Genomic DNA, 25,237 nt, shown 5'->3' with positions numbered 1-25,237 from the left:
TCTTGCCCGATAGCAGCCACTCTTCGTAATGCTCTTGCATCTTTGAAGCGTCGTGTCTTTTCATCACGCAAGATTACAGGGTTTAGGCCAACTTTGAAATATGCGGTTCTTCGGATGGATACCTTTAATCAATACACCGAATAGAAAAGACGCCTTTTGCTAGCTTTGCTTTTACCGAAATAGGTGTAGAGTCCAATGGTCTTAACCAGGGTAAATGTATGCCTGAAGCTGCAATTAAAACATTTGGAGAAAACAATACACCTATGCAGTTTTTTCACGTTACTGGAGACCTTTCTTCTGGGGGAGTAATTAAATAATATGTAGTAGTTCCACAGATACGCTACATTTAAGAGAATCAAAGAATTGCCTCACAAACCCTTGTTGCAAACGAGGGTTTGTGAGTTTACAAAAGCGGGCCTTTTAGCACTTAACAATGCACGATTAAAAAAACAGTTGGCTTTAGTTCAAGTAAACATTAATAAAGGTTGGTTAGATCAGCGTCAGTGGTTGCCAATAGCCGATGCATTCCAAGCATTACAAGTCCGGTGATTAAAATAATAACTCTTTTGAGAGGTTGAATAAACATAGGATCCTCGAAAATAAACAAGCTCAAAAAGTTGGAACATGCTTTTTAATTTTAAATCATTTAAAACAGATTGATCGATATACCGGCGATATTCTTAAACCATATGTGGATCAAAAGATATAGATTATAAACCAGGATGGACCCAGTAAGAAAGATTATTTACAAGCTGATTATATTTTTCGTAACCACGTTAGTAGGGGTAGTGATTGTCAATGCTTCATACGCACAGTGCACTTTTGAACTAAAAAGTGTAAATAATGTAAATACAGTATGCCCGGGTAGTAGCGTGACGTTACGCTTAATAGTCCGCTCAACAAGGAGTGATGCAAATATCCATTATAAGAGTATTCGTTGGTATAGAAATGGCAATTTTATTTCAAGTTATAATGACAAGGCCACAGTTACTGTATCAAATTTACAATCTACGGCAGAATATAGCGTACGTTTCAACACGGATTTAATATTGAATGACCCGGTAGGCCCTGGTCCTTTTCCAGATCCGGATAACCCACCAGGACCAGTGGTTGTTGGCTCGTGCAGCAGCATACTTCGAAAGACGATTACAGTACGTCACAGGCCCGGGCCTCCCTCGTTGCCTTCAACCACTAACGTTTGTTATGGCGAAAGCGCAACACTTGCTATTGCTAATCCTTCGGGCTCATATACCTGGCTTAATGCGAACAATCAAGTAGTTAACCCTTCACGAGACGGCGTACAGTTGAGCGGGGCAGGGAACTCCCGGTTAATCATTCCTTCTGCCACTGCGAGCCGAACTTTTAAAGTACGTCAAAATAATTCGCATTGTACCGGAGATTTAAGAACTGTGACGGTTAATGTATATCCCAGGGTCATTGTGGATGCCGGTCCTCAACTTTCTGTTAACTTAACGATCTCCGACGCACCTATTACCCTTACCGGTAACAGCCCGTCCGGTGGAAGGTGGAGTGGGGCCGGTGTTGGGGCAAATTCTAATGTGTTCCATCCGAGGCAGGCAGGAGTAGGTACGCATACCATTACCTTTACCCATACCACGTCGAACGGATGTCTGATATTCGATACACGGCGTATTACCGTAACGGATGAAGGAAAAGTACTGGATGCTACCGAGCGGCAGATACTATCTGATCTCTTCGATGATATGGACGGGCCCTCATGGAATGTGTCCTCTGGCTGGAAACAGTCTGCGAATCTGAATAACTGGCATGGGATCACCTTTGAAAACCTTGATGTGACCGCCATAGATCTACCGTCAAACGCAGTGAGCGGTGCCATTCCAGATTACCTGGACCAGTTACTGGCCTTGGAACGGCTTAACCTGGGTGGTAACCCCGCCATACAAATGCCACTTCCCGGTAGCTTAAGAAATCTTGAACACTTCACTACACTGAATCTTAACGAATGTGGATTGGAGGGTGTTATTCCAGGGACTATCACGACATATACAAACCTTAGGCAACTGCACCTGGCAGGCAATAACTTTACCGGTGAAATACCTGCTGATTTTTCCAACCTTTCTCAACTTAAAGTTTTGATGTTAGGCAATAATAACCTGGAAGGTGATATCAGCTTCTGGCTAAAAGCATTTCCTAATGCCATTGGCTTAGATTTTAGTAAAAACAATTTCGTAGGCTACCTGCCAGACGAAATGAGAGATCTTACCGAGCTTACAGCACTCACGCTTGAGGAAAACGATCTTAGCGGTACCATACCGGATGACCTGTTTGAAGGGATGTCTCGTTTAGTAGTTTTACACCTGGACCATAACCATTTTTATGGTCCTATACCTCATAGTGCTTTAAAAAGTAGTTTGCAGCGTCTCTTATTGGACCATAATGAGTTTTCAGGAAATATTGCAGATGGTTCTTATGACTGGAATAACCTGTCTAACTTATATGAGTTAAGGTTAGGTAATAACAGGCTTACCGGAAATATTCTTGAGTATGGGTGGGATTTCGGAGGACGTTTGGTCGAGTTGGATTTGTCTCATAACCGATTTTATGGCAATATAGTATTACCTGCAGATATGCTTAATAATGCTGAAAATATTAATGTAAGTGGCAATCAGTTTACCTCCATAAATGCCCGTTGTACATCTTCTTGCCTTGATTTGAATTTAAATATTGCGGATAATCAACTCATGTTGAAAGATATCATTGAAGGGATGGGGCTTTCCGTTGGTCAAAACGGAAACATAAATGATGGGGAGTACAATACCAATAAGCTAACGCTTGGCCCGCAAAATGCAGCACTGTATTTTGATCGTACACGTAATACACTTTTTTATACCGCTGACTTTAACTATCGCGGCCCCCAGTACCGTTGGTTTAATAATGCCGTGCAGGTAAGCACCGCTCAGAGAGAATTACAGATCCCGAAGGAAGAAAATTATCAAGCCTACAGCAGTGAAATTAGTCATGTTACGGTTAGCGGTTTTGTGACACGTTCATTACCTGTGCAAGCAGTAGACAGTGCTAATATGTACTGGGCGGTAGCTGATGGCAATTGGACCGATAAGATATGGTCACACACTAAAGGAGGCCCTCTTGTTAATGATTATCCCAAGCGATCGACAGATAACGTGATCATAGCGGATCATGAAGTAATGTTGAGCAATGAAGTAAATTGCGCTACCCTGAAACTGGCGGCAGAGACTGATTATACCAGTTTGACTGTAAATAATGGCAGGGTGACGGTTTATGGTGATATTGTACTCACGAAAGAGCGGCCGGAGTTAAGAGGAGGCTTGCTGGTAGAAGAAGGAGGTAGGGTGATCCCGTTGGGAACCCCATCACCATAATAAGTAAATAGGCAGTAATGTCCAATGTAATGCAGAAAGGTTATCCCTTTTTTTTACGAATCGTTGCCCTGGTATTGATCTGCCTATGTTCCGCTGTCCATGCACAGCAAAAGTCATATTTACAAGATAGCCTTTTGATATCATTGGATAGCCTTACAATGAAAGAGGGGCCGGCTGTGTCGGATTCTCTTTCAAACGTTTCAAAGCACTACCTGGATTCGTTGAATGCTTTTATCTATTTTGACAGTATGAGAACGGATACCGTAACCCAACGATTACACACCTCAATCAATGAAATGAGGCCTGATACCCTTGGCCTCAAAGTTCCTTATGACACGCTTGGAAAAGCCGCGAGGCAATTCCAGGGAAGGCTGACAGAAAAGTCCCGGCACGTCATTCAAAAAGTAAAAGATAAGCCGCAGCAGTGGAAAGAAGGCCTGGTTGAAAAGGTGGGAAACTTGCCTGTAAAAAAAATGGCTGATAGGATACCGGATAGTGAGGTAGGAGCAGTGCCTTTTATACCTTCGATAAATAGTTTGCCTGATGCTTCAGGTGATTTAACAGGAGAACTGGCTCCGGACATAACCTTGCCGGAATTGCCAGCCGGATCATTAACAGGGCAAACTCCCGAGGTTGAAATACCTGGAATAGACCGGGAAAGACTGGATGCCATTGACCAGGTGACGCATCATAGCAATGCGCTCAAAAAAAGTACAGATCAATTGGCCGGATATCAGGGAAATGCAGAGCGCTACACAGAACAAACAGAACAATATACTTCTAAAGCCAATAATGTAGACGCATTGATTGACCAAGAAGCACGTGGAGTAGAGGAATTGTCGATGCTAGAGGAAAGGCCTGATGCCAGAAGCCTAATGACTGCCGACACCGAAAAATTGGACCAATACAAGCAATATACAGATCCTGAGTTCATCAAAAAGAATATGTATCAAAAAGCACGGGTTGTGGCTACTGATCTCGTAAGCAAAAAAACGGAAGTGTTGCAGCCCGCCATTACCAAACTGGCCAATCATAAAAAAGCGTTTGCCGGGGATAGAAAAACAGTATTCGAAACAAAAAAGAAAGACCCTGTCAAAGGGAAAACGATCAAGGAACGTATCATTCTATCGTTTGCCCTGCAATATCAAAAAGTGAATGACACCCATCAACTGGACCTCTACGCACAATTAGGCTATCAGGTGACCAGCTTCTGGACTGTTGGGGTGGGGTATGGGTACCGGGTACAATATGATGACAGGCAAAGTGAATTCATCACCGAAAGACCGGTACACGGCTGGCGTCATTTTCAATACCTCACTGTTTTCAAAGGATTTTATGCTATTGGTGCCTATGAGTATACAAAATTCAGTACCGTGGAAGGTCCTACAAGATATTCCTGGTCCGGTAATTACCTCGTTGGTGTTGGGAAGAGTTACCATATTTTTAATACCGTGAAGGGTAACCTACAAGCTTTATACAGCTTTGAAAGCGGTGTAGAAGAAGTCTATTTCCGAAAGTTCAATGTACGATTTGTCTTTGATCTGAAGTTTGGAAAGGTAAAAAGACCCAGGGTCAATATGGAAGGCCGCTTGAAGCAGAAACGGGAAAAAGACCGCCATCGTGCCAATATGAGCCTTTGAAAAGCAGGGAAACCAATGATTATATCATTTCTTTTTCGGTGCGATAAAAATTTCCCTGGTCTTTGGCCATAACATTCATTTATTCTACCGCATGGCGCCTGTCACCCACAGCTCGCATCTTCCTTGAGATAATTCCCTCTTTTGGTGAAAAAAGAAAGGCCAGTCCAAAGAAAACACCTGCCATAGTAGCCATGGCACCTGCAATGGATCCGTCTAAGGAAGCCGCCAGATAATAACCCGTAATAGAGATCAGTATCCCTATCACTGCGCTTATAATCATCATTTTTTTAAGATTTTCGGTCATCAGATAAGCCGTAGCCGGAGGTGCTATGAGCAATGCTACTACCAGGATAGCGCCTACAGATTCAAAAGAAGCTACCGTAGTGAGTGAAACAGCACCCATTAACAGATAATGCCAAAGTGTGGTGGATATGCCTATTGCTACCGCATAAGAAGGATCAAATGTGGTCAGAAACAACTCTTTGTACCCGAAAATGATAAATAATACAACTATCAGAAGCACTGTGCCAGCAATGTATAAAACCCTGGGGCCAAGTATATTTCCCGAATCAGTGATCCACAGGTCGATGGGTACATAGGCTATTTCACCGTAGAGGACACAGTCCTGGTCCAGATCTACCTTGCCTGCATAGGCAGATATCAAAATCACACCAATGGCAAAAAGCCAGGTAAAAGTTACGCCGATAGAGGCATCTGTTTGAAGGCGGCCGCTTTTATGAAAAAATTCTATCAAAAAAGTAGTAAATACTCCAATGATACCTGCCCCTGCCAGCATGATAAAAGAATCCCGCGATCCCGAAATCAAAAATGCTATCACTATACCAGGCAACACCGCATGAGATATGGCATCACCCACCATCGCCATTTTTCTCAAAATGAGATAGCACCCCAAAAGTCCACAGGAAATGGACACTAACGAACCGGCTAATATGATGTAAAGAGCTTCCACTGGTTTCTAGGTTCTGGTTTCTAGGTTCTGGTTTCTAGGTTCTGGTGCTCTGGGACCAGACTCATGTATCTTTTCTATTGAAGATATAAAGCGATTCAGCTTCTTTCCCAATAAAGTTGTTTGCTTAACTAGCCGGTGATATAACTCCTGATCAATAAGAGATCGAGTTTCAAAAAGAGATTCGATATGATCCAGAGTTTCATCGTTGGATGATAAGGCGAAAATCAGAAACCTTATATACTCATTTTTATACCTTCTTCTGCCATACGCTTCTACAATATTGGAACGCACAGATTTGCTTGACCTTCGAATCTGGCTTCCCGTTTCATACAATTCAAACTTTGGTAGTTTCAAACTCATTTCATGAACCAAATTCGAATTCTCCCTTGCCAATTGATAAACTTCTAAATTTTGATAACTCATATATTCATACTCTTAATAGATACAAACTTACCAGCACCCAGCACCCAGCACCCAGCATCTACCCATACGGAATCTCCGACTGATGCGGGTCCACCGAAGGATAATTCAGTAATTTTTCCAATCGTGCTTCTAACTCTGGCGTAAGGATATGTTCTATGGTTTCAGCGTCGTCGTGTACATGGTCAGGGGCTACTCTAAGATATTCGGTAAGATAGAGTTCCCATAATCGATGTAACTTCACTACACGCCGCCCTTTTTCTTTTCCTTCCCGTGATAAAGCCCAGTAATTGTCCTTTTTTGATATATATCTTTCTTTTTTAAGCCTTTTGAGTCCTTTCGTAAGCATAGACTTATCGAAGGCCCTTTTAGCCATGATATCTTCAGTAGTGCGTTGCTCGTAAAAATTCTTCTCTTCTTCCCCCAGGTGATACAATGCCTTCAGAATGTTCTCGTCATTCATGTTTGCCCGGATCTTAGCCTGGTGGTATAACCTGTAGAAAATTCCTTTTTTAGGAGCTGCAAAAAAGGAAATAAATGCGATAGTTGATACTACCACTACTATCCAGGGGCCCGTGGGCATAGCAGGGGCGATGTAAGAAATGTATGCTCCCGATAAACCGCTCAAAGCCCCGAACAAAGCTGCCAGTGCTATCATTACACTGACCTTTTCGGTCCAGAAGCGAGCAGCCGCAGCAGGAGTAATGAGCATGGCGGCCATAAGGACAACACCTACAGCTTGTATGCCGATGACAACGGCCAGTACGGTAAGTGTAGTAAGTACCAGTTCTACACCTCTTACAGGTACACCAATGGTGCTGGCAAATGCTTCGTCAAAGGCTATTAATGTGAATTCTTTAAAGAACAGGAAAACGGTAACTACCAAAATGCCGGCTACCACTCCAAAAATGAGCAGGTCCTGACCTACCAGGGAGGCTGCTTTACCAAATAAGAATTGGTCCAATCCTGTTTGAGAAGAGATGCCGGATTTTTGAATGATCGTCAAAATAAAAATACCGATCCCAAAAAATACAGACAGGATCAACCCGATAGCCGTATCTTCTTTGATCTTGGATTTTGCCGTGATGACATCAATAAGTAACAAAGAGACCCATCCCGTAAAAAAGGCCCCGATGATCAATACGAATGGATTTTTTTCACCTACGAGAATAAATGAAAGGCATACTCCGGGAAGTACTGAATGGGCCACGGCATCACCTACCAACGCTTTCTTTTTCAGGAAGGTAAAGGACCCTACAATAGCCGAACTAGCCGTAAGTAATACCGAACCCAATACCACATACCGGATATTCGGGTCGGTGAATGAAAAGAAGTCAAGCAGGCTTTGCATTACGATGATCCGGTGTTAGTTGCCTTAGAGACCTCACGATTAGGAAAATGCTTGTGTTTCATCATATTGCCTACTTCACTCAGTAGTGTTAATTTTCCTCCATAGGTCTCTTGTAAAAGTTCAGAGGTAAATACTTCTTCTGTAGGTCCGCATGCCACTAATCTCATGTTCAATAATATGACCCAGTCAAAGTACTCTGTTACGGATTGTAAGTCATGATGTACCACCACTACGGTGCTTCCCTTTTCAGTCATCTCCCTTAACAGGCTTATGATGATCTTTTCTGTAGCGGCATCAACCCCTGCAAAAGGCTCGTCCATGAAATATAGCTCTGCCTGCTGCGCAAGGGCACGGGCCAGGAATACACGTTGCTGCTGCCCTCCCGATAGTTGGGAGATCTGTCGTTTGGCATAAGCTTCCATCCCCACTTTTCGTAAGCTATCCATGGCTACCTCTTTATCAGATTTCCGGGGACGTTTAAAAAGTCCTAGCTTACCATACCTTCCCATCAACACTACATCAAGTACGGAAGCCGGGAAGTCCCAATCCACAGATTCCCGTTGAGGTACATAACTAATGCTCTGTCGCACTTGCTCCAGGTTCCGGTCGAAAAGACGTACATATCCACTACTATTTGGCGCCAGGCCCATGACCGATTTGATCAACGTTGATTTTCCCGCACCGTTAGGCCCCACTATGCCCACCAGCTTTCCTTTAGGCAATGACAGGTCCACATCCCATAAAACAGGCTTTCTATCATAAGATACGGTCAAATCATGGATTTCCAGCGCTATGTTATTTGTGTCTTTCATCTTCATATCCTTCTCCTCGGTTATTTTAAAGCATTTACGATCGTATTGACATTTGTCCTTACCATACCAAGGTAGGTTCCCTCCGGCGTATTGGATTCACCCATGGCATCAGAGTATAAATTGCCTCCGATCTGTACTTCAAAGCCTTTATCTCTACACCCTTGTACTACAGCATTAATGGCTTTTTCAGATACGGAAGTTTCCACAAATACCGCCTTGATCTTATTTTTTGTGATATAGTTAACCAGATCAGATACGTCTCTTAATCCATATTCCGAGAGCGTAGAAATTCCTTGCAATCCCCGAACGTCTATGTGATAGGCTTCCCCGAAATAGCCAAAGGCATCATGGGCGGTAATTAAAGTGCGTTGTTGTTCAGGTATGGTCAGTATTTGTGATTTCACCCAGCGGTGAAGCGAATCTAACTGAACAAGATAATTCTCTGCATTGGCATTGTAATAGCCATTGTTTTTCCCGTCTAATTCCGTTATCCCTGAAAGAATAGTTTTGACCGCTTCTTTCCATAGACTGACATCAAACCAAATGTGAGGGTCAGCGCTGTCATTGAACTCCGGAACAATCCGTAATAGTGAATTATCAATGCCTTCAGCAACTGCTATCACGGGTTTCACGCGACCTAGTTTTTCAAGTACTTCTCCCATCTTACCTTCCAGGTGGAGACCATTGTAAAAGATCAGGTCTGCCTGGGTCAGTTTTTTCAAATCACCTTGAGTTGCTTTATAAAGATGAGGGTCTACCCCAGGACCCATCAATGCTGTCACTTGTACTGAATCACCTACTACATTTTTTACAGCATCTTCAATCATACCTGTGGTGACCACAATATTCAAGCGGCCTGTTTTATCTTCTGTCTTACTACTGCTACAGCCTGTAAATAGTGCCGCTGCCAGCAGAGCAAAAATCAATCTGCAATCCATATATTTTCCGAAACCTCTCTAGAAATAAATACTATTTTTTTGTTATCAATTTGGATCTCCATGGATCCGTCAAAATCTACTTTATCCAATACCTTCACCTTAGCACCAAGATAGGCCCCGATCTTATCCAGGTATCTCAAAAATTCAGGGCTGTCATCTTTGACCGATACCACAATGCCCGATCGGTTTACTTCACACTCACTGATAGCTACCTGGGGTTTGGCCTTGAATTCACCATGCTCGTCGGGGATCGGATCGCCATGCGGATCGTATTTTGGATATCCTAAAAACTCGTCCATCCTTTTGATCAGCAGAGGAGATTTAATATGTTCTAACTGCTCTGCTACATCATGTACTTCATCCCAGTTAAACTTTAATTTTTCCACCAGAAATGTTTCCCAGAGCCGGTGTTTTCGGATGACCTGCAGGGCTGCTTTCCTTCCGGATTCGGAAACATTTACACCCTTGTATTTCTGATAGGAGAGGATGCCCTTACCGGAAAGCCGTTTGATCATATCCGTTACAGAAGCTGCCTTGGTATTGAGTATTTCCGCTATAGCATTCGTGGATACACTGTCCCCGGATTGTTCCGAAAGATGGTAAATGGCTTTAAGATAATTCTCTTCTGCAAAACTGAGCATTGCGGCTTTTTTACAAATATACCATTTTTAGATTAATCTAAAAATATTTTTAATAGCAATGTAAATATGTTGAAAAAGCTTCTTTAAAGCATATTTAGGGGGTTTCTGTCTGTTGTAGTAATTACGAGATTACGGGAAAAATGGTCCGGCATGGTGTTTTGAATGAAGATTATTCAGAAAAAGTACTAAAAAGAGTCATTTTAGTAAGGTTTTTTTATTGATCTATTACTTGATTTAATATTAATTAAGTATCTGATATATAGTTGTTTATGTCAATAAAAAATCCATTAATTGAATAAGTTTTTTTTCCTCAAAACCCCATAAAACCTCCTCTTTTGGAACCTGAGTATAAAAAGTGGTGGTTTTCATTTTCTCAAGGATTACGCGCTCATTAACCGTATCAAAATTCATTGCCAGGCAGGCTTTATAAGATGCGCATATACTTTCCCAGCCTCTGTGATGTTGAAGTAGAATAGGAAGTTGTAATGCCAGGTACTCGTATAGTTTTGTCGGGATAGCATTTACTGTACTTTTGTTTTTGGGATAGCTGATTATCCCAAAATTTGAACGTTGAATGTAGTCGACTATTTCATTATGTGGGACCATGTAATCCCCACCGATGAGTTCTATAAATGGGTGACCTTGTACCTCCATTTTAAGCTTACGTCTGGTGCCGGTGTGAGCACAAAATCCGATAATAATTAAGCGGATAGTATCATCAAGTTGATATAGTTTTTTTGATAATCGGATGGCTTCAAAGACTCCTGTAGTCTCTGACAAAGTCCCCGAAAAAAGTAGTGTCATTTTTTTCGGAGATCGGACGGGTGCTGAGATCCGTGTAGCAGGCTTATACTTGTTTTCAATCACAGTATACTTTCCCCGGGTAAAATGGAATTCCTCTTGATATGCTCTTTCTGCGAGTAGATAATGATCAATCCATGGACGTGTCATCCACTCTTTCAGTCTTACGTAACCTGCCAATAATGGGCGAATGATACCGGGAAAATTACTCCCGAACAGAATATTTCTATAGTAATTTTCTTGTACATCATACACTATTTTACTGCCAAATATTATTTTGTATGCTACTGTAACGATCAGTAATTCATGGGTATTGATTATGATAAGTTGAGGGTTAACTTGAAGGTATTTTTTAAAGCAGGTAATAGGTGCCAGTAGTCTCCCGAATGTCAGCCTTTCAAATTTAAAAACAGGGAACAGTTTTAGTGAACTGTTAAACTTTGGTTTTTTTTTTACCCAAAAGCCTATGATATTAATTTCATATTTCTTTGTTTGGCTCAGGGAAATACCAATCTTCTCGTACATACGTGTGTCATTTATTGGTTTCAGCACAGAGGCGAGTACGATTTTGGTTTTAGACATAGGAAGTAATAATAAAAGATAAATTCATATCAATAAATGGAATTAAGGGAAATTGTAGAAAAAGCTTGGGATGATCGATCATTACTTAGCGAAAAAGACGTCCAAATAGCTATCAAAACTATACTAGATGATCTTGACCATGGAAGAATACGTGTGGCGTCTCCTAATGGCAGCGAATGGGTGGTGAACGAATGGATAAAAAAAGCAGTCATTTTGTATTTCCCATTGATGAAAATGCAAACCATAGAGGTGGGGCCATTTGAGTTTCATGACAAGATCAGGTTAAAAAATAACTATAAAAAATTAGGGGTAAGAGTAGTGCCTCACGCCATAGCCAGGTATGGATCTTTTATCAACGAAGGAGTGGTGATGATGCCTTCCTATGTAAATATCGGTGCATATGTAGACAGCGGTACAATGGTGGATACCTGGGCCACAGTGGGTAGCTGTGCGCAGATCGGTAAAAATGTACACCTAAGTGGCGGAGTAGGAATTGGAGGTGTTTTGGAACCTGTTCAGGCAGCTCCCGTTATTATTGAGGATAATGCCTTTATTGGCTCGCGTTGTATAGTGGTGGAAGGTATACGGGTCGGAAAAGAAGCAGTACTTGGTGCGAATGTAGTGCTTACAGCCAGCTCTAAGATCATAGACGTGACAGGAGATGAGCCGGTTGAGATGAAAGGGCACGTGCCTGAACGTTCCGTGGTTATACCGGGTTCATATACTAAGAAGTTTAAAGCAGGTGAATTTCAAGTGCCTTGTGCACTTATTATTGGCACCAGAAAAGAGAGCACTGACAAAAAAACGTCTCTGAATGACGCATTAAGAGAAAATAATGTGGCAGTTTAATTTTGGCACTTACTTTGTTGACCCTGATTGTATTAACGAACAAAGCGGCTAAAGACTATGGCAAAGCTATTTTACTCATTATTACTTTTAGTTACGCTTGCCTCATTTACGGTAAGTGATGATTCCATCTATAAGTCAATTCCCTATAAAAGCTTTGCCCGGGGTGAAAAGCTAGAGTATAAAATCAGTTTTGGAATATTCAATATTGGAGAGGCTGAAATGCTCATCGATAATAAATTCTATAAAGTCAACCATAGAGATTGTTATAAAGTAGATATCTATGGAAAAACCACCGGTATGGTAGACTGGGTTGCCAATGTCAACGATCATTGGGGTGCCTATGTGGATTCTTCTGCGTTAGTTCCCCATATTTCATACCGAAAGATAAGAGAGGGAGGGTATAAAAAAGATGAAGTGGTACGTTTTGACCATAGAGTGAACCTGATAGAAGCCAAAGTCAAGAATAAGAAAACAGGTGAATTCAAAGAACCTAAGGTATATGTAGCTCCTAAAGAAGTAAGGGATATGCTGGCGGGGTATTTATACCTCAGAACTATAGACTTTTCTTCCATGGCCAAAGGGGATATATTCAGGATATCGGGATTTTTCGAAGATGCATTCTATGAATTGGATATCAAGTATAGAGGTAAAGATAAGATCAAGACCAAAGCAGGAAAGTTTAAGGCGATAAAGTTAGAACCTATCATGCCTAATAATGAACTTTTTGATGGAGAGGATTCTATTCTGGCCTGGATATCTGATGATGAAAACAAAGTCCCTTTAAAAGTCCAGGCTAAAATGTTTATTGGTAACGTTGGAGTAGAGTTGAAATCCTACGAAAATGTAAAAAACCCATTAAATCTGGTTAAATAAGAATGCTATCAGAGTTGGTCTTACCCAAACTAAATATCAAAAATCTTTACTATGATCAAATATCTATTTGGAATTACTCTGATTTTTACTTCTTATACTATCCACAAAGCAGAGACCATTTATTTTGAATCTGCAGACGGATTGCAGGTAGCGGCTGAACTTTATATAGTCCACCCAAAGACGGCGCCTTTTATTATTCTATTTCATCAGGCAAACTGGAGCAGAGGAGAATATATTGAAATAGCCCCAAGACTTAATAAGTTAGGGTACAACTGTATGGCTGTAGACCTTCGGTCAGGAGGTAGTGTCAATGATGTACAGAATATCACTAAGCAGAATGCAGTGAAAGCAATGAAAGAAACACAATATGTCCATTCACTACCAGATATGGAAGCGGCTATACGCTACGCTTCAGCAAATTTTGCAGAAGGTAAGCTTATAGTATGGGGGAGTTCATATTCTTCGGCATTAACGCTTAAAATAGCCGGAGACATGTCTGACCTGGTATCTGCTGCATTAGCATTTTCTCCTGGAGAATACTTTGTATCACAGGGTAAACCCAGGGACTTTGTTACTTCTAGTGCTATAAAGATCCATCAACCGGTTTTTATCACTTCTGCAAAAGGAGAGAAGAATAATTGGTGGGGTATTTATGTGGCTATTCCTTCCGATAAAAAGAAGTATTTTATTCCTGATACTGCCGGTAACCATGGCGCACGCGCGCTTTGGGAAAAGTTTTCAGATTCCAGAGAGTATTGGCAAGCAGTTGAGACGTTTTTAAAATCCATTTGACAAATTATTCCATATCTTTGCGGCCCGTGGCGTTGTATACAGTGCCACTTTTTTTATAAAGATGGTATTGATGAAGAGAATATATTTATTAGTTGCGTTAATCGGGTGCCTGACCCTATCTTCTTGCAAAAATGAAAATTCCGAACTGGGAGATCAGCATTTCAAAGAAGGGAAATATCAGGAGGCCATAGCCGCCTACACGGAATATTTGCGCATGCAGCCAAGAGACATCAAAACTATATACAATAGAGGAAGGGCCTATGAAGAGTTAGGACAATATGATAAAGCGCTCACGGATTTCAGGAAGGTTATCAAAGAAGATCCCCTAAATATTAACGGATACCTGAGTATTGCCAATGATTACTACCATCGCCTGAAAGACTATGAAAATACTATTTTCTTCTCCGATAAAGCCTTAGAATTTGACGCAAACAACGTATTGGCTTACACGCTAAAAGGCAAAGCACACCAGAAACTAGGTCAGTTAGATGAAGCACTTACTTCTTATAACGCTGCCATAAGTATCAACAAAGAGTTTGCAGATGCTTACCTTTCCAGGGGCTCACTACGCGTCTATAAAAAGCAAACCAGCAAAGCCTGTGCAGATTTTAATTTGGCAAAGTCATTAGGGGCTGATCAGGCCGATGACCTCGTCAAAAAGTATTGCCGCTAACCCGGATCAGGGGATTAGCTGACAGAATCAGCTAGTTTACCTTTTTGTTGTGATGATTCATTGCCTTTTACATAAGGTGTTATATCAAACACAAATTTTAAAACTGCATTTGGCTTACCACTTCGATCATATAACACTTTATATGTACCATACAAATGAATAAGCTTACCCAACTTGGTGTAGCGAACTAATTCTCCTTTATATGCAATGCCATTCGCCAGGTCTTTCCAAAATTTTTGATATTCTTTACTTTTTGAGTATTCAGGGTCTACAAATATTTTGTGATGATACCCTTTAAGCTCTTCTTTAGAATATTTCATTAGGTCACAGAATGAATCATTTGCATCTATAATAGTTCCTGTGATATCAAATTCTATTGAACCTATCCCACTCTCATTTAAAGCATTGAATCGACTTTCAAACTCTGAAGATTTCCTTTCCATTTCTTCTTGTGTGGCTGAGAGCTCTTCCATGTTCTGCCGCATCTCTTCCTCCTGTGATTTCATGATCTCTGCCTGCTCACGAGATTGCTCATAAAGCACCTTAGTTCGCTCATTTACTTTTGCAGAAGTGATGATGGCAGCGATACTCTTACTCACTTTATTCAGAAATTCGATCTCATATTCATTGAAATCACGAAATGAAGCCAATTCCATCACACCTTCTATGATCTGATCATTCATAATAGGTACAATAATGAGGTTACTGGGAGTAGATTCCCCCAGCCCTGAGGTAATGGAGATATAGTCTTGCGGGATTTCTTTAAGGCGGATAATACTTTTTTCTATATAACATTGTCCTACAAGTCCCTGACCAATTGCAACACGTTTTTCAGCAAACTTTTTACGGTTATATGCATAACACCCTTTTAATTCCAGGTACTTCTCTTCACCATCATCCATTAAGATAAATATACCTCCCTGATTAACTTTCAAGTACTTGGACAAATAAGAGATAACATTAAAAGAAAGGTCATCCAGGTTTTCTGAATACTTTCTTATGATCTCACTGATTTCTGCAATACCAACATTGATAAACTTTTCCTGACCTTCCCGTTCTGTACTGTATTTAAGGTTATCACGCATGTTAAGTAAGGCCGATCCCATTTTATCATCTTCGTTCGGTTCATAAGCTGTCTCATAGCTGCCTTCAGCGATGTTATTGGCAAATTGAATATTGTCCAGCATCCTCTCCTCCATTTCCCTTAGCTTAATGATGCTTTCTGCATTTTGGGTTGTATTATTCTCAAGGATGTGTGTATAAGAAATAGCCAGGACAATGCCTATGCCATACAGGCCGACATGGAAGGAAAAGGTAGTTAAGTCCATATACTCAAGTTGTGTAAAGTATATCTGTTGATAGGCTTCATTTTCATTGACTACCCCAATGTATTGAATGTAAGCAAATACTGAGTGATGGATCAGCACAAAGATCAATTGAGGCAGAAATGCATACTTATTCTGATAAGTGATCAAAGCTATGATAGCTATGAATGCTGTGAAATGCATTTCAAACATGCCGTGCATTTGATAGATGAACTGGGCCATAAAAATACCAGCTACAAGGCTGGCGATGTATTGATTGATCCTGCTGCCTTTGAAAAAGGCTTTAGCGCTGAAATATAAAGTCAGGTTGAGCAAACCGACACTAATCCCCACAAAATAAGTGTCATAAAAAAAGGAAAGAAAGATGCCAAAAAGGAAATAACCTATCAGTAATACCTCAATGACCTTATTTGATTTTGAATAAATTTTGTTGAAAAAAGTTTTTACTTGTTCAGTATAATCCATATAAATCATTTTTTAAAAAAGGTTATAAAAACGTTTTTTTGGGGTGGAATTTATGGGTAACTCACAGCCATATGCAATTTCTGCAATAGCTGGAAAGGAAGGAGAGGGTTCATTATTAAGAAGTGCAGCCAGGGCTAATTCAGCAAACCGGGTATTTTTGGATAAGCAAAATCGTGCCTTGTTGTAGTTGCCTTTGTAGAATAAAGTGTTTCCTTTCAGAATAACAGCTTGCGGAGTACTGTAGACACCCAAAGTATGGGCAATTTCTCCTTTCGGGTCCAGTAAGGTCTCTATCCCCAGGTCATATTTTTTCTTAAATTTTTTTATTGCTTTTGCATCGTTATCTTCAGTTTGAAGCACTGCAATGAACTTTATCTGATCATCGTATTTTCTCACCATGGCCTGAAACTCCTTTATATTAAACCTGGAGCATGGGCAATCATAGTTGTAAAAATGGATATAGGTGTTTTTTTGAAATGTTCTTAAAAAAGGAATATCCAGCGTATCACCCTTATGTATGGTTTTTAAATTTTCAGGTATTGGCGTCGGCTGAAGAAATTTATATTCTTGTTTCCAAAACATTAGCCCTATAAGAGATAATATGCTGACAAACAGAATTGTATATGTTAATATTTTGAGTTTCATTAAAAATGAACTACGTGTACATATTTCATAGTTTACTTATTTGTGGCAGTAATTTGGTTAAATCAATTGAACAAAAACAGATGAGAATGCTCTTTTGTTAGCTTGATGTAAGGAATCGAGCCATTTCGAATGTTTTATGTGTGATTTTTGGCATTGTTAGTAACTGATTTATAAGGTGTTAATTTTTTAAAATTAGTTAAAACTAATATTTTTAGTATTTTTACCATATGACACACCGCTCAATTCTTCACATGGATCTGGATACTTTTTTTGTTTCCTGTGAGCGATTGTTGGATAGGAAGTTAGTGGGTAAGCCTATCCTTATAGGAGGTGTTACGGACAGGGGGGTAGTGGCATCTTGTAGTTATGAGGCGCGCGTATTTGGGATACATTCTGCCATGCCTATGAAAATGGCAAAACAGCTTTGTCCGGAGGCGATTCAAATCAGGGGTAATTCCGGTATTTATAGTAAAAAGTCTGAAGAAGTAACGGAGATCATAAAAGAGAGCGTCCCTGTATACGAAAAAACGTCTATTGATGAGTTTTATGCTGACCTTTCAGGGATGGATCGCTTTTTCAATAGCTATAAAATAGCTTCAGGGTTGAGGAAGAAAATTATGATAGATACAGGACTGCCTATTTCATTTGGTTTGTCGGGTAATAAAACGGTCTCAAAAGTGGCTACGGGAGAAGCTAAGCCTAATAACCAAATGCAGATCGATCAGGGAGTTGAAAAGCCATTTTTAGCCCCTCTTTCTGTAAAGAAGATCCCTATGATAGGAGAGAAGACCTACCATACGTTATGTAGTCTGGGAGTGCAGAAGATAAAATCGATACAGGAAATGCCCCTTGAGTTAATGCAAAACGTATTTGGAAAAAATGGTGTATCCATATGGAATAAAGCGAATGGGGTTGACAGCTCTCCTGTAATCCCCTATTCTGAACGAAAATCAATCTCTACAGAGCGCACCTTTGATAAAGACACCACGGATGTAGAAAAGCTTAAGGGGATAATACTGGCGATGGCGGAGAACCTGGCATTTCAACTGCGCAGAGGTGAAAAACTGACGGCATGTATTACTGTTAAAGTGAGATACTCTGATTTTAATACATATACGCTGCAGTCCAAAATACCTTATTCTTCAGCAGATCATATATTGATTCCCAGGGTCACGGAGCTGTTTGATAAATTATATAATAAACGATTGCTGGTCAGGCTTATTGGTGTGAGATTTAGTCATTTGGTAAATGGAGGGTATCAAATCAATTTATTTGAAGATTCCCTGGAAATGATCAACCTTTACCAGGCCATGGATTGGATAAGAGATAAACATGGAGACAGAAGCCTGCTCAGGGCGGCGGGAATAGAGGCAAAAACGATCAGCCGGTTTAATCCTTTTAAAGGAGAGCCGCCACCTTTGCTGGCAAACAGAAGAATTTGACCGGTAATTTCCTGGATTGAAAACCTTTTGTAAAAAGGACAGGGTGTTTTGATGTATTACTATTAACAATAAGCTGGATATCAAGTGCCTTAAATAAGGAGGTTTTGATCAGGTGGGCTATCTTAGCGGAGCGGGCTTTTCAATAGATCAGTAATATGACCTGGAACGCTTATAACATACTCACCCTGGTTTTTAGCATTTCCTACCTTGCTACTATCCTGTTTACGGTATTCATCATTATACTGGAAGATAATAACCCTATAAAAACCATTTCCTGGCTGATCGTTGTCATATTGCTTCCTGTGCTGGGTATGGTGTTGTATTTGAACTTTGGGCGAAATTTCAGAAAAGAAAAACTTTTCTCCAGAAAAGGGCTAACGGATTATCTAAGTATCAAAACATTTGAGCCTTATCAGATGGATGATCTGGAGAATGATCTTATTCAAAGGGACCCGAAACTCAGGAATAAAAAACATATCATGCGGCTTCTGATCAATAACAGTAAGGCATTGCTTACCCATAAGAATAAGATAGAAGTTTTAAATAATGGTTTAGATACCTTCGCCTCCATTCTTGAAGCTATAAATGCAGCAAAGGATCACATCCATTTGGAGTACTATATATATGAGGAGGATGAAATAGGAAATAAAATAGCTGCTTTGCTGATGGAAAAGGCTAAAAAGGGCGTAGAGGTGAGGTTTATTTATGATGATGTAGGTAGTTGGGGATTGCGAAAAAAGTTTATTAATACGTTAGAAGATGCAGGAATTGAAGTAAAGGCATTTATGCCTGTCAGGTTTCCTATGTTCACACACCGTATTAACTATAGAAATCACAGGAAGATACTTATTGTAGACGGTATTGTAGGGTATGTTGGAGGGATCAATGTAGCAGATAAGTATATTCACGGAGCAAAAGAAGTGGGTTTTTGGAGAGATACGCACGTTAAGCTGGAAGGTGATGCGGTACATAGCTTACAGGCGGTGTTTCTTACCGACTGGTACTTTGTGAGCCAGACGTCTTTAAACGATATGCGCTATTTCCCAAAACATGATGTTGATGATGAGCACTTGGTGCAAATTACAGCCAGTGGACCGGATTCGGATTGGGCCAGTATTATGCAAACTTATTTTATGGCTATTGTCACTGCAGAACATCACATCTATATTTCTACCCCTTACTTTATTCCTAATGAAAGTATTCTCACTGCATTGAAGACAGCGGCTTTAAGTGGGGTAAAGGTAAAGGTCCTGCTTCCCGGGCGTTCGGATATTTCTGTTCACCTTTGGAGTTCTATGTCGTTCGTTGCCGGATTGCTACATGCCGGAGTAGATATCTATATTTACCAGAAAGGCTTTAATCATGGGAAGATATTAATGGTAGATGGCATATTCGGGTCAGTGGGTACGGCAAATATGGATTTGAGAAGTTTTGATAAAAACTTTGAAGTGAATGCCTTAATGTATGATGAACAAGCTGTTTCAAAGCTGGAAGCGTCCTTTTTGGATGACCTTTCTTCCAGTAAAAAACTTGAACTGGATGAGTTTAGAAAAAGACCTGTTCAGTCGAAAATAAAAGAATCAATGGCCAGAATAGTCAGTCCTTTGTTATGATTTGATTTTTTTTTCCAACTCATTAAGCCTGTTCTCAAGTAGCATTACCCTGTTTTCAATCATTTTTGGAGGGTTTAAATAGGTGCTGTAAGCGCCCTTTACATTCCATAGCTCCAGTATATCATCCGTAGCAAATTCTATATCTGCATAATTGGGGTCGTCACTTATAAAATTCATTCCCGATTTTGCGGCAGACTTTAAACGCCGGGTGATTATTCCTTCTTTATGAACAATCACATAAACGTCACCGGGTTTTGTTTTTGTTTTTGTTTTTACGGTTTGTAAACAAAGAAGTATGTCTCCATGGTGTAGCCCGTTTTGGTTGTACTCCATTTCACTTCCGTTTAACTCAAATGCTCTTGTAGTTCCTTTGAAATTGATGGGAAGTTCTATGTAGGGGAGGTGGGAAATAAAATCTTTGTTAGTATGATTGACGATGTATTCCAATTGATTTTCTAGGCTTACCAGTCCTATTCCCCCTTTTCTGAAGGCTTGTGTTGCAGGTTTTTGAAAATGATGGGCTTCGTCTAATTTTTGGTGGAGCACATCGAAATGAAAAAGGTCATTTACAGTTAATTCTTTGTTAAGTAATAGATCTATAGAGAGGCTAAAATTATTGGCTATTTGTATGATGGTGTCGATTTTAGGCTCTGCGCGTCCTTCTTCATAAGCCCCTACACTACCTCGGGTTAGTCCGAATATTTCGGCAAACTGACTTTGATTCAGTTTTTTAGCAGACCTTATGCGTTTAATGTTTTTGCCTATTTGTGACATTAATTAAAAATTAGAAAGCTAAAAATATTTGCAAAACCAAAACTTTTGGTATTATTGCTCGTAAACATAGTTAATTTATTCAAAAGCAAAAATAAAAAGGTTCGATACAATTTGTTTAAGAGTGAATAAATACAAGGTAAAGAAAGATTATGGACGACTAAACTTTAAATTTGACTCAGCCAATTAATTGAATTATAACTAACTAAAATTTCCACTATGAACGACTATTTCCAAAGAGTAAAAGAGTATTTACTGGAACTAGGTTACAACATGACTTATGAGAGTGAAGAGGACGGTGTGATAGTCATCGAAAATGCTGCTAATGGAATTAGCAACCTGGTTATCGGTGTAGCAGACCCTATTCTTATTATAGAGCAGTTTCTGTTTGATCTCAAAAACCCCGGCTCCGAGGTGTATAAACAGCTGCTTCAAAAGAATCGTGACATTGTCCATGGAGCTTTTGTACTGGATGAAACAGGCTCAAAAGTAATTTTTCGAAATACCCATGAACTGGAGAATCTTGATTTAAACGAACTTGAAGCTACACTAAATTCACTGGCTTTGCTACTGGGTGAATACTCGCAAGAACTAATAAAATTTTCTGAACAATAATAAATTAAATTGATATGAACATGTTTAAAAGACTCTTCAAAATAGGACAATCCGAAGCTCATTCAGCGATTGATAAGTTAGAGGACCCTATTAAGTTGACCGAACAGGGGATCAGGGATCTCAAGTCGGATTTGGACAAAAGTTTGCAGGCGTTGGCAGAAGTGAAGGCGATGGCCATCCGGTCTAAAAACGATGTGAATACTTATAAGAACAAGGCGAAGGATTATGAAAATAAAGCCATGCTTTTGTTAAAAAGGGCCCAGGGGGGTGAGTTAGACCCTGCGGAAGCGGATCGGCTGGCAAGTGAAGCATTGGTAAAGAAAGAAGAGGCTACAGGGCAAATGAATCGTGCTAAAGAGGAACAGGATAGGTTTGAGAAAAATGTTTCTCAATTAGATGTGAATGTGAAAAAGATCCGATCTACTATTAGTACGTATGAAAATGAGCTTAAAACACTCAAAGCCAGGGTAAAGGTAAGCACAGCTACTAAAAAGCTTAATAAGCAAATGGCCCAGATCGATTCCGGTAGTACTGTTTCGATGTTGGAGAGAATGAAAGATAAAGTAGCTGAAGAAGAAGCCCTGGCTGAATCTTACGGTGACATTGCTAACGAAAGTAAAAGTGTTGACGATGAAATCGACAAAGCGCTGGAAGGTGGTTCAGCAGAAGTAAAAGTATCTGATGATCTGGCAGCTTTAAAAGCTAAACTTGGTATGGATAAAGATAAGGAGGAGTAATTCTCCTTATTTTTTTACTACACCTCATCAAACGTTAATAACATGCAACAACTGATTGAAACATCATTATCCGGTCTCAATATCATACCTACGATATTTATGGCTTTCATTCTGGTCTATTGGATCATAGTGATCATAGGTGTGATTGATATTGAAACATTGGATATTGATCTGGATGTGGATACAGATGTTGATATAGATTTAGATGGTGATGTAGGAGTAGGCAGCGATGGATTGGCCAGTGTTTTATCCTTCTTTAATATTGGTCACATGCCATTGATGATATTCCTTAGCTTTCTGGCATTACCCATGTGGATACTCTCGATAGTGAGTGCTCAATATCTGGGTGTCTACAACACGCTGGTTAGTGCAGGAATGTTACTATTGTATTTTGTAATAAGTCTGTTTATAGCGAAAATCCTAACCACGCCTATTGCTAAATTTTACATGAAACTCAGGAAAGAAGATGAGGCCGTAAACCCAATAGGTAAACAGTGTAAAGTTTTGCTTACAGTAAAAAGTGATAGCATCGGACAGGCTGAAATTAATGCGAACGGTACTTCTATACGCATCAACGCCATTACAAGGGATGGTGTAGAGATCAAGAAAGGGGAGTATGCCTTGGTAATTGATTATATGAAAGATGAAAATCACTATTTAATAGAACCTGATCAACAATAAGAATAAATAAATGGAAGAAAATATCATTGGCATAGTTGGTATAATATTCGGAGTAATCATCCTTATCGGTGTAGTATCCTCCTTTATTAAGATGTATCGTAAAGCTGTACAGGGCGAGGCTCTTGTACGTACAGGTATGGGAGGTACCAAGGTATCTTTTAGCGGAATGTTTGTAGTGCCGGTCCTGCACAAAATAGAAATTATGGACATTACACTTAAAACCGTAGTCATAGCACGTACGGGTAAAGAAGGACTGGTATGTAAGGATAACATGCGGGCCGATATTAAAGTAACCTTCTTCGTAAGAGTAAACCAAACACATGAAGACGTGAAGCAAGTGGCTCAATCCATTGGTTGCTCAAGAGCATCAAACCAAGAAGGTTTAGAGCTTTTATTTGATGCCAAATTTTCTGAGGCATTGAAAACGGTAGGAAAGCAGTTTGAATTTGTATCCCTTTACAATAGTAGAGATGAATTCAAAAGAGAGATATTAAACATCATAGGCACAGACCTCAATGGATATGTGCTGGATGATTGTGCTATAGATTACCTGGAACAAACACCGATCGAGTCGATGAATGAAAATAACATCCTCGATGCAGAAGGTATCAAAAAGATCATTGACCTTACTTCTAAACAGAAAATAGAGGCTAATCACATTCAACGTGAAAAAGAAAAGACCATAACAAAGCAAGATGTGGAAGCCAAAGAGACTGTACTGGAATTGGAACGGCAACTGGCAGAATCTACCGCCAAGCAAAAAAGAGAAATTGAATCTGTTCAGGCGCGTGAAGAGTCGGAAACAAGTAAGATCAAAGAAGAAGAACGGTTAAAAGCTGAAAAGGCTAAAATTGCTGCCGATGAAGAGTTGATGGTAGCAGAAGAAAACAAACTTCGCGAAGTGGTGGTAGCTCAAAAAAACAAGGAAAGAACAGAAGCGGTTGAAAATGAAAGAGTAGAACAGGCCCAGTTACTGGAAGCCACCGAAAAGGAGAGAATAGTAGAGCTGAAGAGAATAGAAAAGGAAAAGGCGATAGAGGAAGAGCGAAAAAATATTCAGGATGTTATCCGCGAGCGGGTGTCCATAGAGAAAACAGTGGTAGAAGAGCAAGAGCGGATGGCAGATATCAAGGCCATGGCAGGCGCTGAAAGGACTAAAAATGTGGCGATAACGCTTGCCGAAAAAGATGCGGAAGAATCTCTGGTAAAAGAAATAAAAAGTGCGGAAGCCAAGAAGCAGGCTTCAGAGCATCTGGCCAAACAAATGATGATAGATGCGCAGGCACAGGAATCATCGGCCACCCATAAAGCAGAAGCCAAGAAAACACTTGCAGAGGCCCAGGCAGCTGAAGCTGCGGCATTAGGTATGGCCGAAGCACAAGTGATGGAAGCAAAAGCTGCAGCCAGAGAGAAACAAGGGGATTCTGAAGCGTCTGTCATTGAAGCACAGTCTGAGGCTGAGGCTAAGGGCATCCGATTAAAAGGTATGGCTAAAGCAGATGCGGAAGAGAAAATTGGATTAGCTGAAGCTAAAGTGATGCATGAAAAATTCACTGCTGATGCCGTGGGTATAGAGAAAAAAGCGGAAGCCATGAAGATACTGGATGGCGTAAGTAAAGACCACGAAGAGTTTAAACTGAGATTGGAAAAAGAAAAGCAGATTGAATTGGCGCAAATTAATATTCAGAAAGACATAGCCATGGCACAGGCGGAAGTGATCTCAGAAGCGCTGAAAGCAGCAAATATTGATATAGTAGGAGGGGAGACCATGTTTTTCGATAAGATAGTCGGTTCCATCACCAGCGGTAAGTCTGCGGATCGCCTTATTTCTAATAGCGACGTACTCAGTGAAGTAAAAGATACCTTCTTTTCCACTGATACCGGTACAAACTTTAAAGACAAAATCCGAGGGTTTGTTGATCAATTTGGAATTTCTTCAGAAGAGTTGAGAAACCTGAGTATCTCTGCGTTACTTCTTAAAATGATAGGACAAGCCGAGGATGATGAGTCTAAAAATGTGCTGAGTCAATTAAAATCTTTAACCGAAACTTTGGGGATATCCAATAATAATGCGGGTAGTCTGGGCTTTAAATAAGCTCTCTGTCTATATTCTTCCTGCATAGAGGAGGTGTTTAAGATATAACAAGCAGCTTTTTGGGCCTGATAATTTCAATCAAACCGAGTGGTTTTCTGGTGAAATCACCTTTCAGAACTCAAA

22 protein-coding genes are annotated in these 25,237 nt (G+C 40.2%); 12 read left to right on the top strand and 10 right to left on the bottom strand.

Annotated features, from left to right (window positions below):
- Nucleotides 1-722: 722 nt before the first annotated feature.
- Nucleotides 723-3,383, top strand: a complete 2,661-nt coding sequence (locus FNH22_RS25560) for a leucine-rich repeat domain-containing protein (RefSeq protein WP_143401353.1) — start codon at nt 723-725, stop codon at nt 3,381-3,383.
- A 17-nt stretch (nt 3,384-3,400) separates the two neighbouring features.
- Nucleotides 3,401-5,023 carry a hypothetical protein gene (locus tag FNH22_RS25555; RefSeq protein ID WP_185154408.1) on the top strand — a complete coding sequence of 541 codons (1,623 nt, stop codon included), beginning with the start codon at nt 3,401-3,403 and terminating at the stop codon, nt 5,021-5,023.
- Between the two features lie 79 nt (nt 5,024-5,102).
- Here the strand turns inward: FNH22_RS25555 and FNH22_RS25550 are convergent, their stop codons facing one another.
- The 7 genes from FNH22_RS25550 to FNH22_RS25520 form a co-directional block, all read right to left on the bottom strand.
- Entirely contained in the window at nt 5,103-5,993 is an 891-nt protein-coding gene (locus tag FNH22_RS25550) for a metal ABC transporter permease (protein WP_143401351.1), read from the bottom strand.
- Nucleotides 5,994-5,999: 6 nt separating this feature from the next.
- Complete coding sequence (locus tag FNH22_RS32995) at nt 6,000-6,416, bottom strand: four helix bundle protein (RefSeq protein ID WP_143401350.1); 417 nt, start codon at nt 6,414-6,416, stop codon at nt 6,000-6,002.
- 58 nt (nt 6,417-6,474) lie between these two features.
- Nucleotides 6,475-7,764 (bottom strand): iron chelate uptake ABC transporter family permease subunit, encoded by a 1,290-nt coding sequence (locus FNH22_RS25540; RefSeq protein WP_143401349.1) that lies wholly within the window; start codon nt 7,762-7,764, stop codon nt 6,475-6,477.
- Nucleotides 7,764-8,576: a metal ABC transporter ATP-binding protein gene (locus tag FNH22_RS25535; RefSeq protein ID WP_143401348.1), complete on the bottom strand. Its 813-nt coding sequence runs from the start codon at nt 8,574-8,576 to the stop codon at nt 7,764-7,766. Before FNH22_RS25535 ends, FNH22_RS25540 begins: the two co-directional genes overlap by 1 nt.
- 20 nt (nt 8,577-8,596) lie before the next feature.
- Nucleotides 8,597-9,514: a metal ABC transporter solute-binding protein, Zn/Mn family gene (locus FNH22_RS25530; RefSeq protein WP_143401347.1), complete on the bottom strand. Its 918-nt coding sequence runs from the start codon at nt 9,512-9,514 to the stop codon at nt 8,597-8,599.
- Entirely contained in the window at nt 9,499-10,155 is a 657-nt protein-coding gene (locus FNH22_RS25525; RefSeq protein ID WP_143401346.1) for a metal-dependent transcriptional regulator, read from the bottom strand. The genes FNH22_RS25530 and FNH22_RS25525 overlap by 16 nt, the downstream gene beginning before the upstream one ends.
- A 267-nt stretch (nt 10,156-10,422) precedes the next feature.
- Nucleotides 10,423-11,538, bottom strand: a complete 1,116-nt coding sequence (locus FNH22_RS25520) for a glycosyltransferase family 4 protein (protein WP_143401345.1) — start codon at nt 11,536-11,538, stop codon at nt 10,423-10,425.
- A gap of 36 nt (nt 11,539-11,574) precedes the next feature.
- Here FNH22_RS25520 and FNH22_RS25515 point away from each other — a divergent pair, with 36 nt between their 5' ends.
- The 4 genes from FNH22_RS25515 to FNH22_RS25500 all read left to right on the top strand — a co-directional run bounded on the left by FNH22_RS25515 (nt 11,575) and on the right by FNH22_RS25500 (nt 14,725).
- Nucleotides 11,575-12,387 (top strand): 2,3,4,5-tetrahydropyridine-2,6-dicarboxylate N-succinyltransferase, encoded by an 813-nt coding sequence (locus FNH22_RS25515; protein WP_143401344.1) that lies wholly within the window; start codon nt 11,575-11,577, stop codon nt 12,385-12,387.
- A 57-nt stretch (nt 12,388-12,444) separates the two neighbouring features.
- Nucleotides 12,445-13,260: a DUF3108 domain-containing protein gene (locus FNH22_RS25510; protein ID WP_143401343.1), complete on the top strand. Its 816-nt coding sequence runs from the start codon at nt 12,445-12,447 to the stop codon at nt 13,258-13,260.
- 51 nt (nt 13,261-13,311) lie between these two features.
- Nucleotides 13,312-14,052 (top strand): alpha/beta hydrolase, encoded by a 741-nt coding sequence (locus FNH22_RS25505; RefSeq protein WP_143401342.1) that lies wholly within the window; start codon nt 13,312-13,314, stop codon nt 14,050-14,052.
- 70 nt (nt 14,053-14,122) lie between these two features.
- Nucleotides 14,123-14,725, top strand: a complete 603-nt coding sequence (locus tag FNH22_RS25500; RefSeq protein WP_185154407.1) for a tetratricopeptide repeat protein — start codon at nt 14,123-14,125, stop codon at nt 14,723-14,725.
- Nucleotides 14,726-14,739: 14 nt separating this feature from the next.
- Here FNH22_RS25500 and FNH22_RS25495 read toward each other — a convergent pair whose 3' ends face one another.
- Nucleotides 14,740-16,515, bottom strand: coding sequence for a PAS domain S-box protein (locus FNH22_RS25495; RefSeq protein ID WP_185154406.1), 1,776 nt, complete (start codon nt 16,513-16,515; stop codon nt 14,740-14,742).
- Nucleotides 16,516-16,527: 12 nt separating this feature from the next.
- The gene (locus tag FNH22_RS25490) at nt 16,528-17,097 is read right to left on the bottom strand and encodes a redoxin domain-containing protein (RefSeq protein WP_185154405.1); all 570 of its coding nucleotides are present in this window, start codon (nt 17,095-17,097) and stop codon (nt 16,528-16,530) included.
- Nucleotides 17,098-17,387: 290 nt separating this feature from the next.
- On the opposite strand from FNH22_RS25490, the gene dinB reads away from it, so the two are divergent.
- On the top strand, nt 17,388-18,602 hold the full coding sequence (dinB, locus tag FNH22_RS25485) for a DNA polymerase IV (RefSeq protein WP_143401338.1): 1,215 nt from the start codon (nt 17,388-17,390) through the stop codon (nt 18,600-18,602).
- Nucleotides 18,603-18,757: 155 nt separating this feature from the next.
- Nucleotides 18,758-20,215, top strand: a complete 1,458-nt coding sequence (gene cls / locus FNH22_RS25480; protein ID WP_143401337.1) for a cardiolipin synthase — start codon at nt 18,758-18,760, stop codon at nt 20,213-20,215.
- Here cls and FNH22_RS25475 read toward each other — a convergent pair.
- The gene (locus FNH22_RS25475; protein WP_143401336.1) at nt 20,210-20,989 is read right to left on the bottom strand and encodes a LexA family transcriptional regulator; all 780 of its coding nucleotides are present in this window, start codon (nt 20,987-20,989) and stop codon (nt 20,210-20,212) included. The genes cls and FNH22_RS25475 overlap by 6 nt on opposite strands.
- Nucleotides 20,990-21,205: 216 nt before the next feature.
- Between FNH22_RS25475 and FNH22_RS25470 the strand changes: the two genes are divergently transcribed.
- Genes FNH22_RS25470 through FNH22_RS25455 form a run of 4 tightly spaced genes read left to right on the top strand, consistent with a single transcriptional unit; the run spans nt 21,206 to nt 25,114 of the window.
- Nucleotides 21,206-21,601, top strand: a complete 396-nt coding sequence (locus tag FNH22_RS25470) for a YbjN domain-containing protein (protein WP_143401335.1) — start codon at nt 21,206-21,208, stop codon at nt 21,599-21,601.
- Between the two features lie 20 nt (nt 21,602-21,621).
- On the top strand, nt 21,622-22,338 hold the full coding sequence (locus tag FNH22_RS25465) for a PspA/IM30 family protein (protein WP_255518159.1): 717 nt from the start codon (nt 21,622-21,624) through the stop codon (nt 22,336-22,338).
- A gap of 42 nt (nt 22,339-22,380) precedes the next feature.
- Nucleotides 22,381-23,019 carry an OB-fold-containig protein gene (locus tag FNH22_RS25460; protein WP_143401333.1) on the top strand — a complete coding sequence of 213 codons (639 nt, stop codon included), beginning with the start codon at nt 22,381-22,383 and terminating at the stop codon, nt 23,017-23,019.
- A 10-nt stretch (nt 23,020-23,029) separates the two neighbouring features.
- Nucleotides 23,030-25,114, top strand: coding sequence for a flotillin family protein (locus tag FNH22_RS25455; RefSeq protein WP_143401332.1), 2,085 nt, complete (start codon nt 23,030-23,032; stop codon nt 25,112-25,114).
- The last annotated feature ends 123 nt before the right edge of the window (nt 25,115-25,237 follow it).

This window comes from Fulvivirga sp. M361, assembly GCF_007097395.1.
Lineage (GTDB): Bacteria > Bacteroidota > Bacteroidia > Cytophagales > Cyclobacteriaceae > Fulvivirga.
The sequence above is the reverse complement of the archived record's forward strand: the minus strand, read 5'-3'. Positions and strand labels throughout refer to the sequence as shown.

Coding starts and splice junctions, on each gene's coding strand:
- FNH22_RS25555 (WP_185154408.1), top strand. CDS start 3,401: ATGTCCAATGTAATGCAGAAAGGTTATCCCTTTTTTTTACGAATCGTT.
- FNH22_RS25470 (WP_143401335.1), top strand. CDS start 21,206: ATGAACGACTATTTCCAAAGAGTAAAAGAGTATTTACTGGAACTAGGT.
- FNH22_RS25455 (WP_143401332.1), top strand. CDS start 23,030: ATGGAAGAAAATATCATTGGCATAGTTGGTATAATATTCGGAGTAATC.
- FNH22_RS25520 (WP_143401345.1), bottom strand. CDS start 11,538: ATGTCTAAAACCAAAATCGTACTCGCCTCTGTGCTGAAACCAATAAAT.
- FNH22_RS25505 (WP_143401342.1), top strand. CDS start 13,312: ATGATCAAATATCTATTTGGAATTACTCTGATTTTTACTTCTTATACT.
- FNH22_RS25530 (WP_143401347.1), bottom strand. CDS start 9,514: ATGGATTGCAGATTGATTTTTGCTCTGCTGGCAGCGGCACTATTTACA.
- FNH22_RS25465 (WP_255518159.1), top strand. CDS start 21,622: ATGTTTAAAAGACTCTTCAAAATAGGACAATCCGAAGCTCATTCAGCG.
- FNH22_RS25560 (WP_143401353.1), top strand. CDS start 723: ATGGACCCAGTAAGAAAGATTATTTACAAGCTGATTATATTTTTCGTA.
- FNH22_RS25540 (WP_143401349.1), bottom strand. CDS start 7,764: ATGCAAAGCCTGCTTGACTTCTTTTCATTCACCGACCCGAATATCCGG.
- FNH22_RS32995 (WP_143401350.1), bottom strand. CDS start 6,416: ATGAGTTATCAAAATTTAGAAGTTTATCAATTGGCAAGGGAGAATTCG.
- FNH22_RS25500 (WP_185154407.1), top strand. CDS start 14,123: ATGAAGAGAATATATTTATTAGTTGCGTTAATCGGGTGCCTGACCCTA.
- FNH22_RS25510 (WP_143401343.1), top strand. CDS start 12,445: ATGGCAAAGCTATTTTACTCATTATTACTTTTAGTTACGCTTGCCTCA.
- FNH22_RS25475 (WP_143401336.1), bottom strand. CDS start 20,989: ATGTCACAAATAGGCAAAAACATTAAACGCATAAGGTCTGCTAAAAAA.
- FNH22_RS25515 (WP_143401344.1), top strand. CDS start 11,575: ATGGAATTAAGGGAAATTGTAGAAAAAGCTTGGGATGATCGATCATTA.
- FNH22_RS25460 (WP_143401333.1), top strand. CDS start 22,381: ATGCAACAACTGATTGAAACATCATTATCCGGTCTCAATATCATACCT.
- cls (WP_143401337.1), top strand. CDS start 18,758: ATGACCTGGAACGCTTATAACATACTCACCCTGGTTTTTAGCATTTCC.
- FNH22_RS25490 (WP_185154405.1), bottom strand. CDS start 17,097: ATGTTTTGGAAACAAGAATATAAATTTCTTCAGCCGACGCCAATACCT.
- dinB (WP_143401338.1), top strand. CDS start 17,388: ATGACACACCGCTCAATTCTTCACATGGATCTGGATACTTTTTTTGTT.
- FNH22_RS25535 (WP_143401348.1), bottom strand. CDS start 8,576: ATGAAAGACACAAATAACATAGCGCTGGAAATCCATGATTTGACCGTA.
- FNH22_RS25525 (WP_143401346.1), bottom strand. CDS start 10,155: ATGCTCAGTTTTGCAGAAGAGAATTATCTTAAAGCCATTTACCATCTT.
- FNH22_RS25495 (WP_185154406.1), bottom strand. CDS start 16,515: ATGGATTATACTGAACAAGTAAAAACTTTTTTCAACAAAATTTATTCA.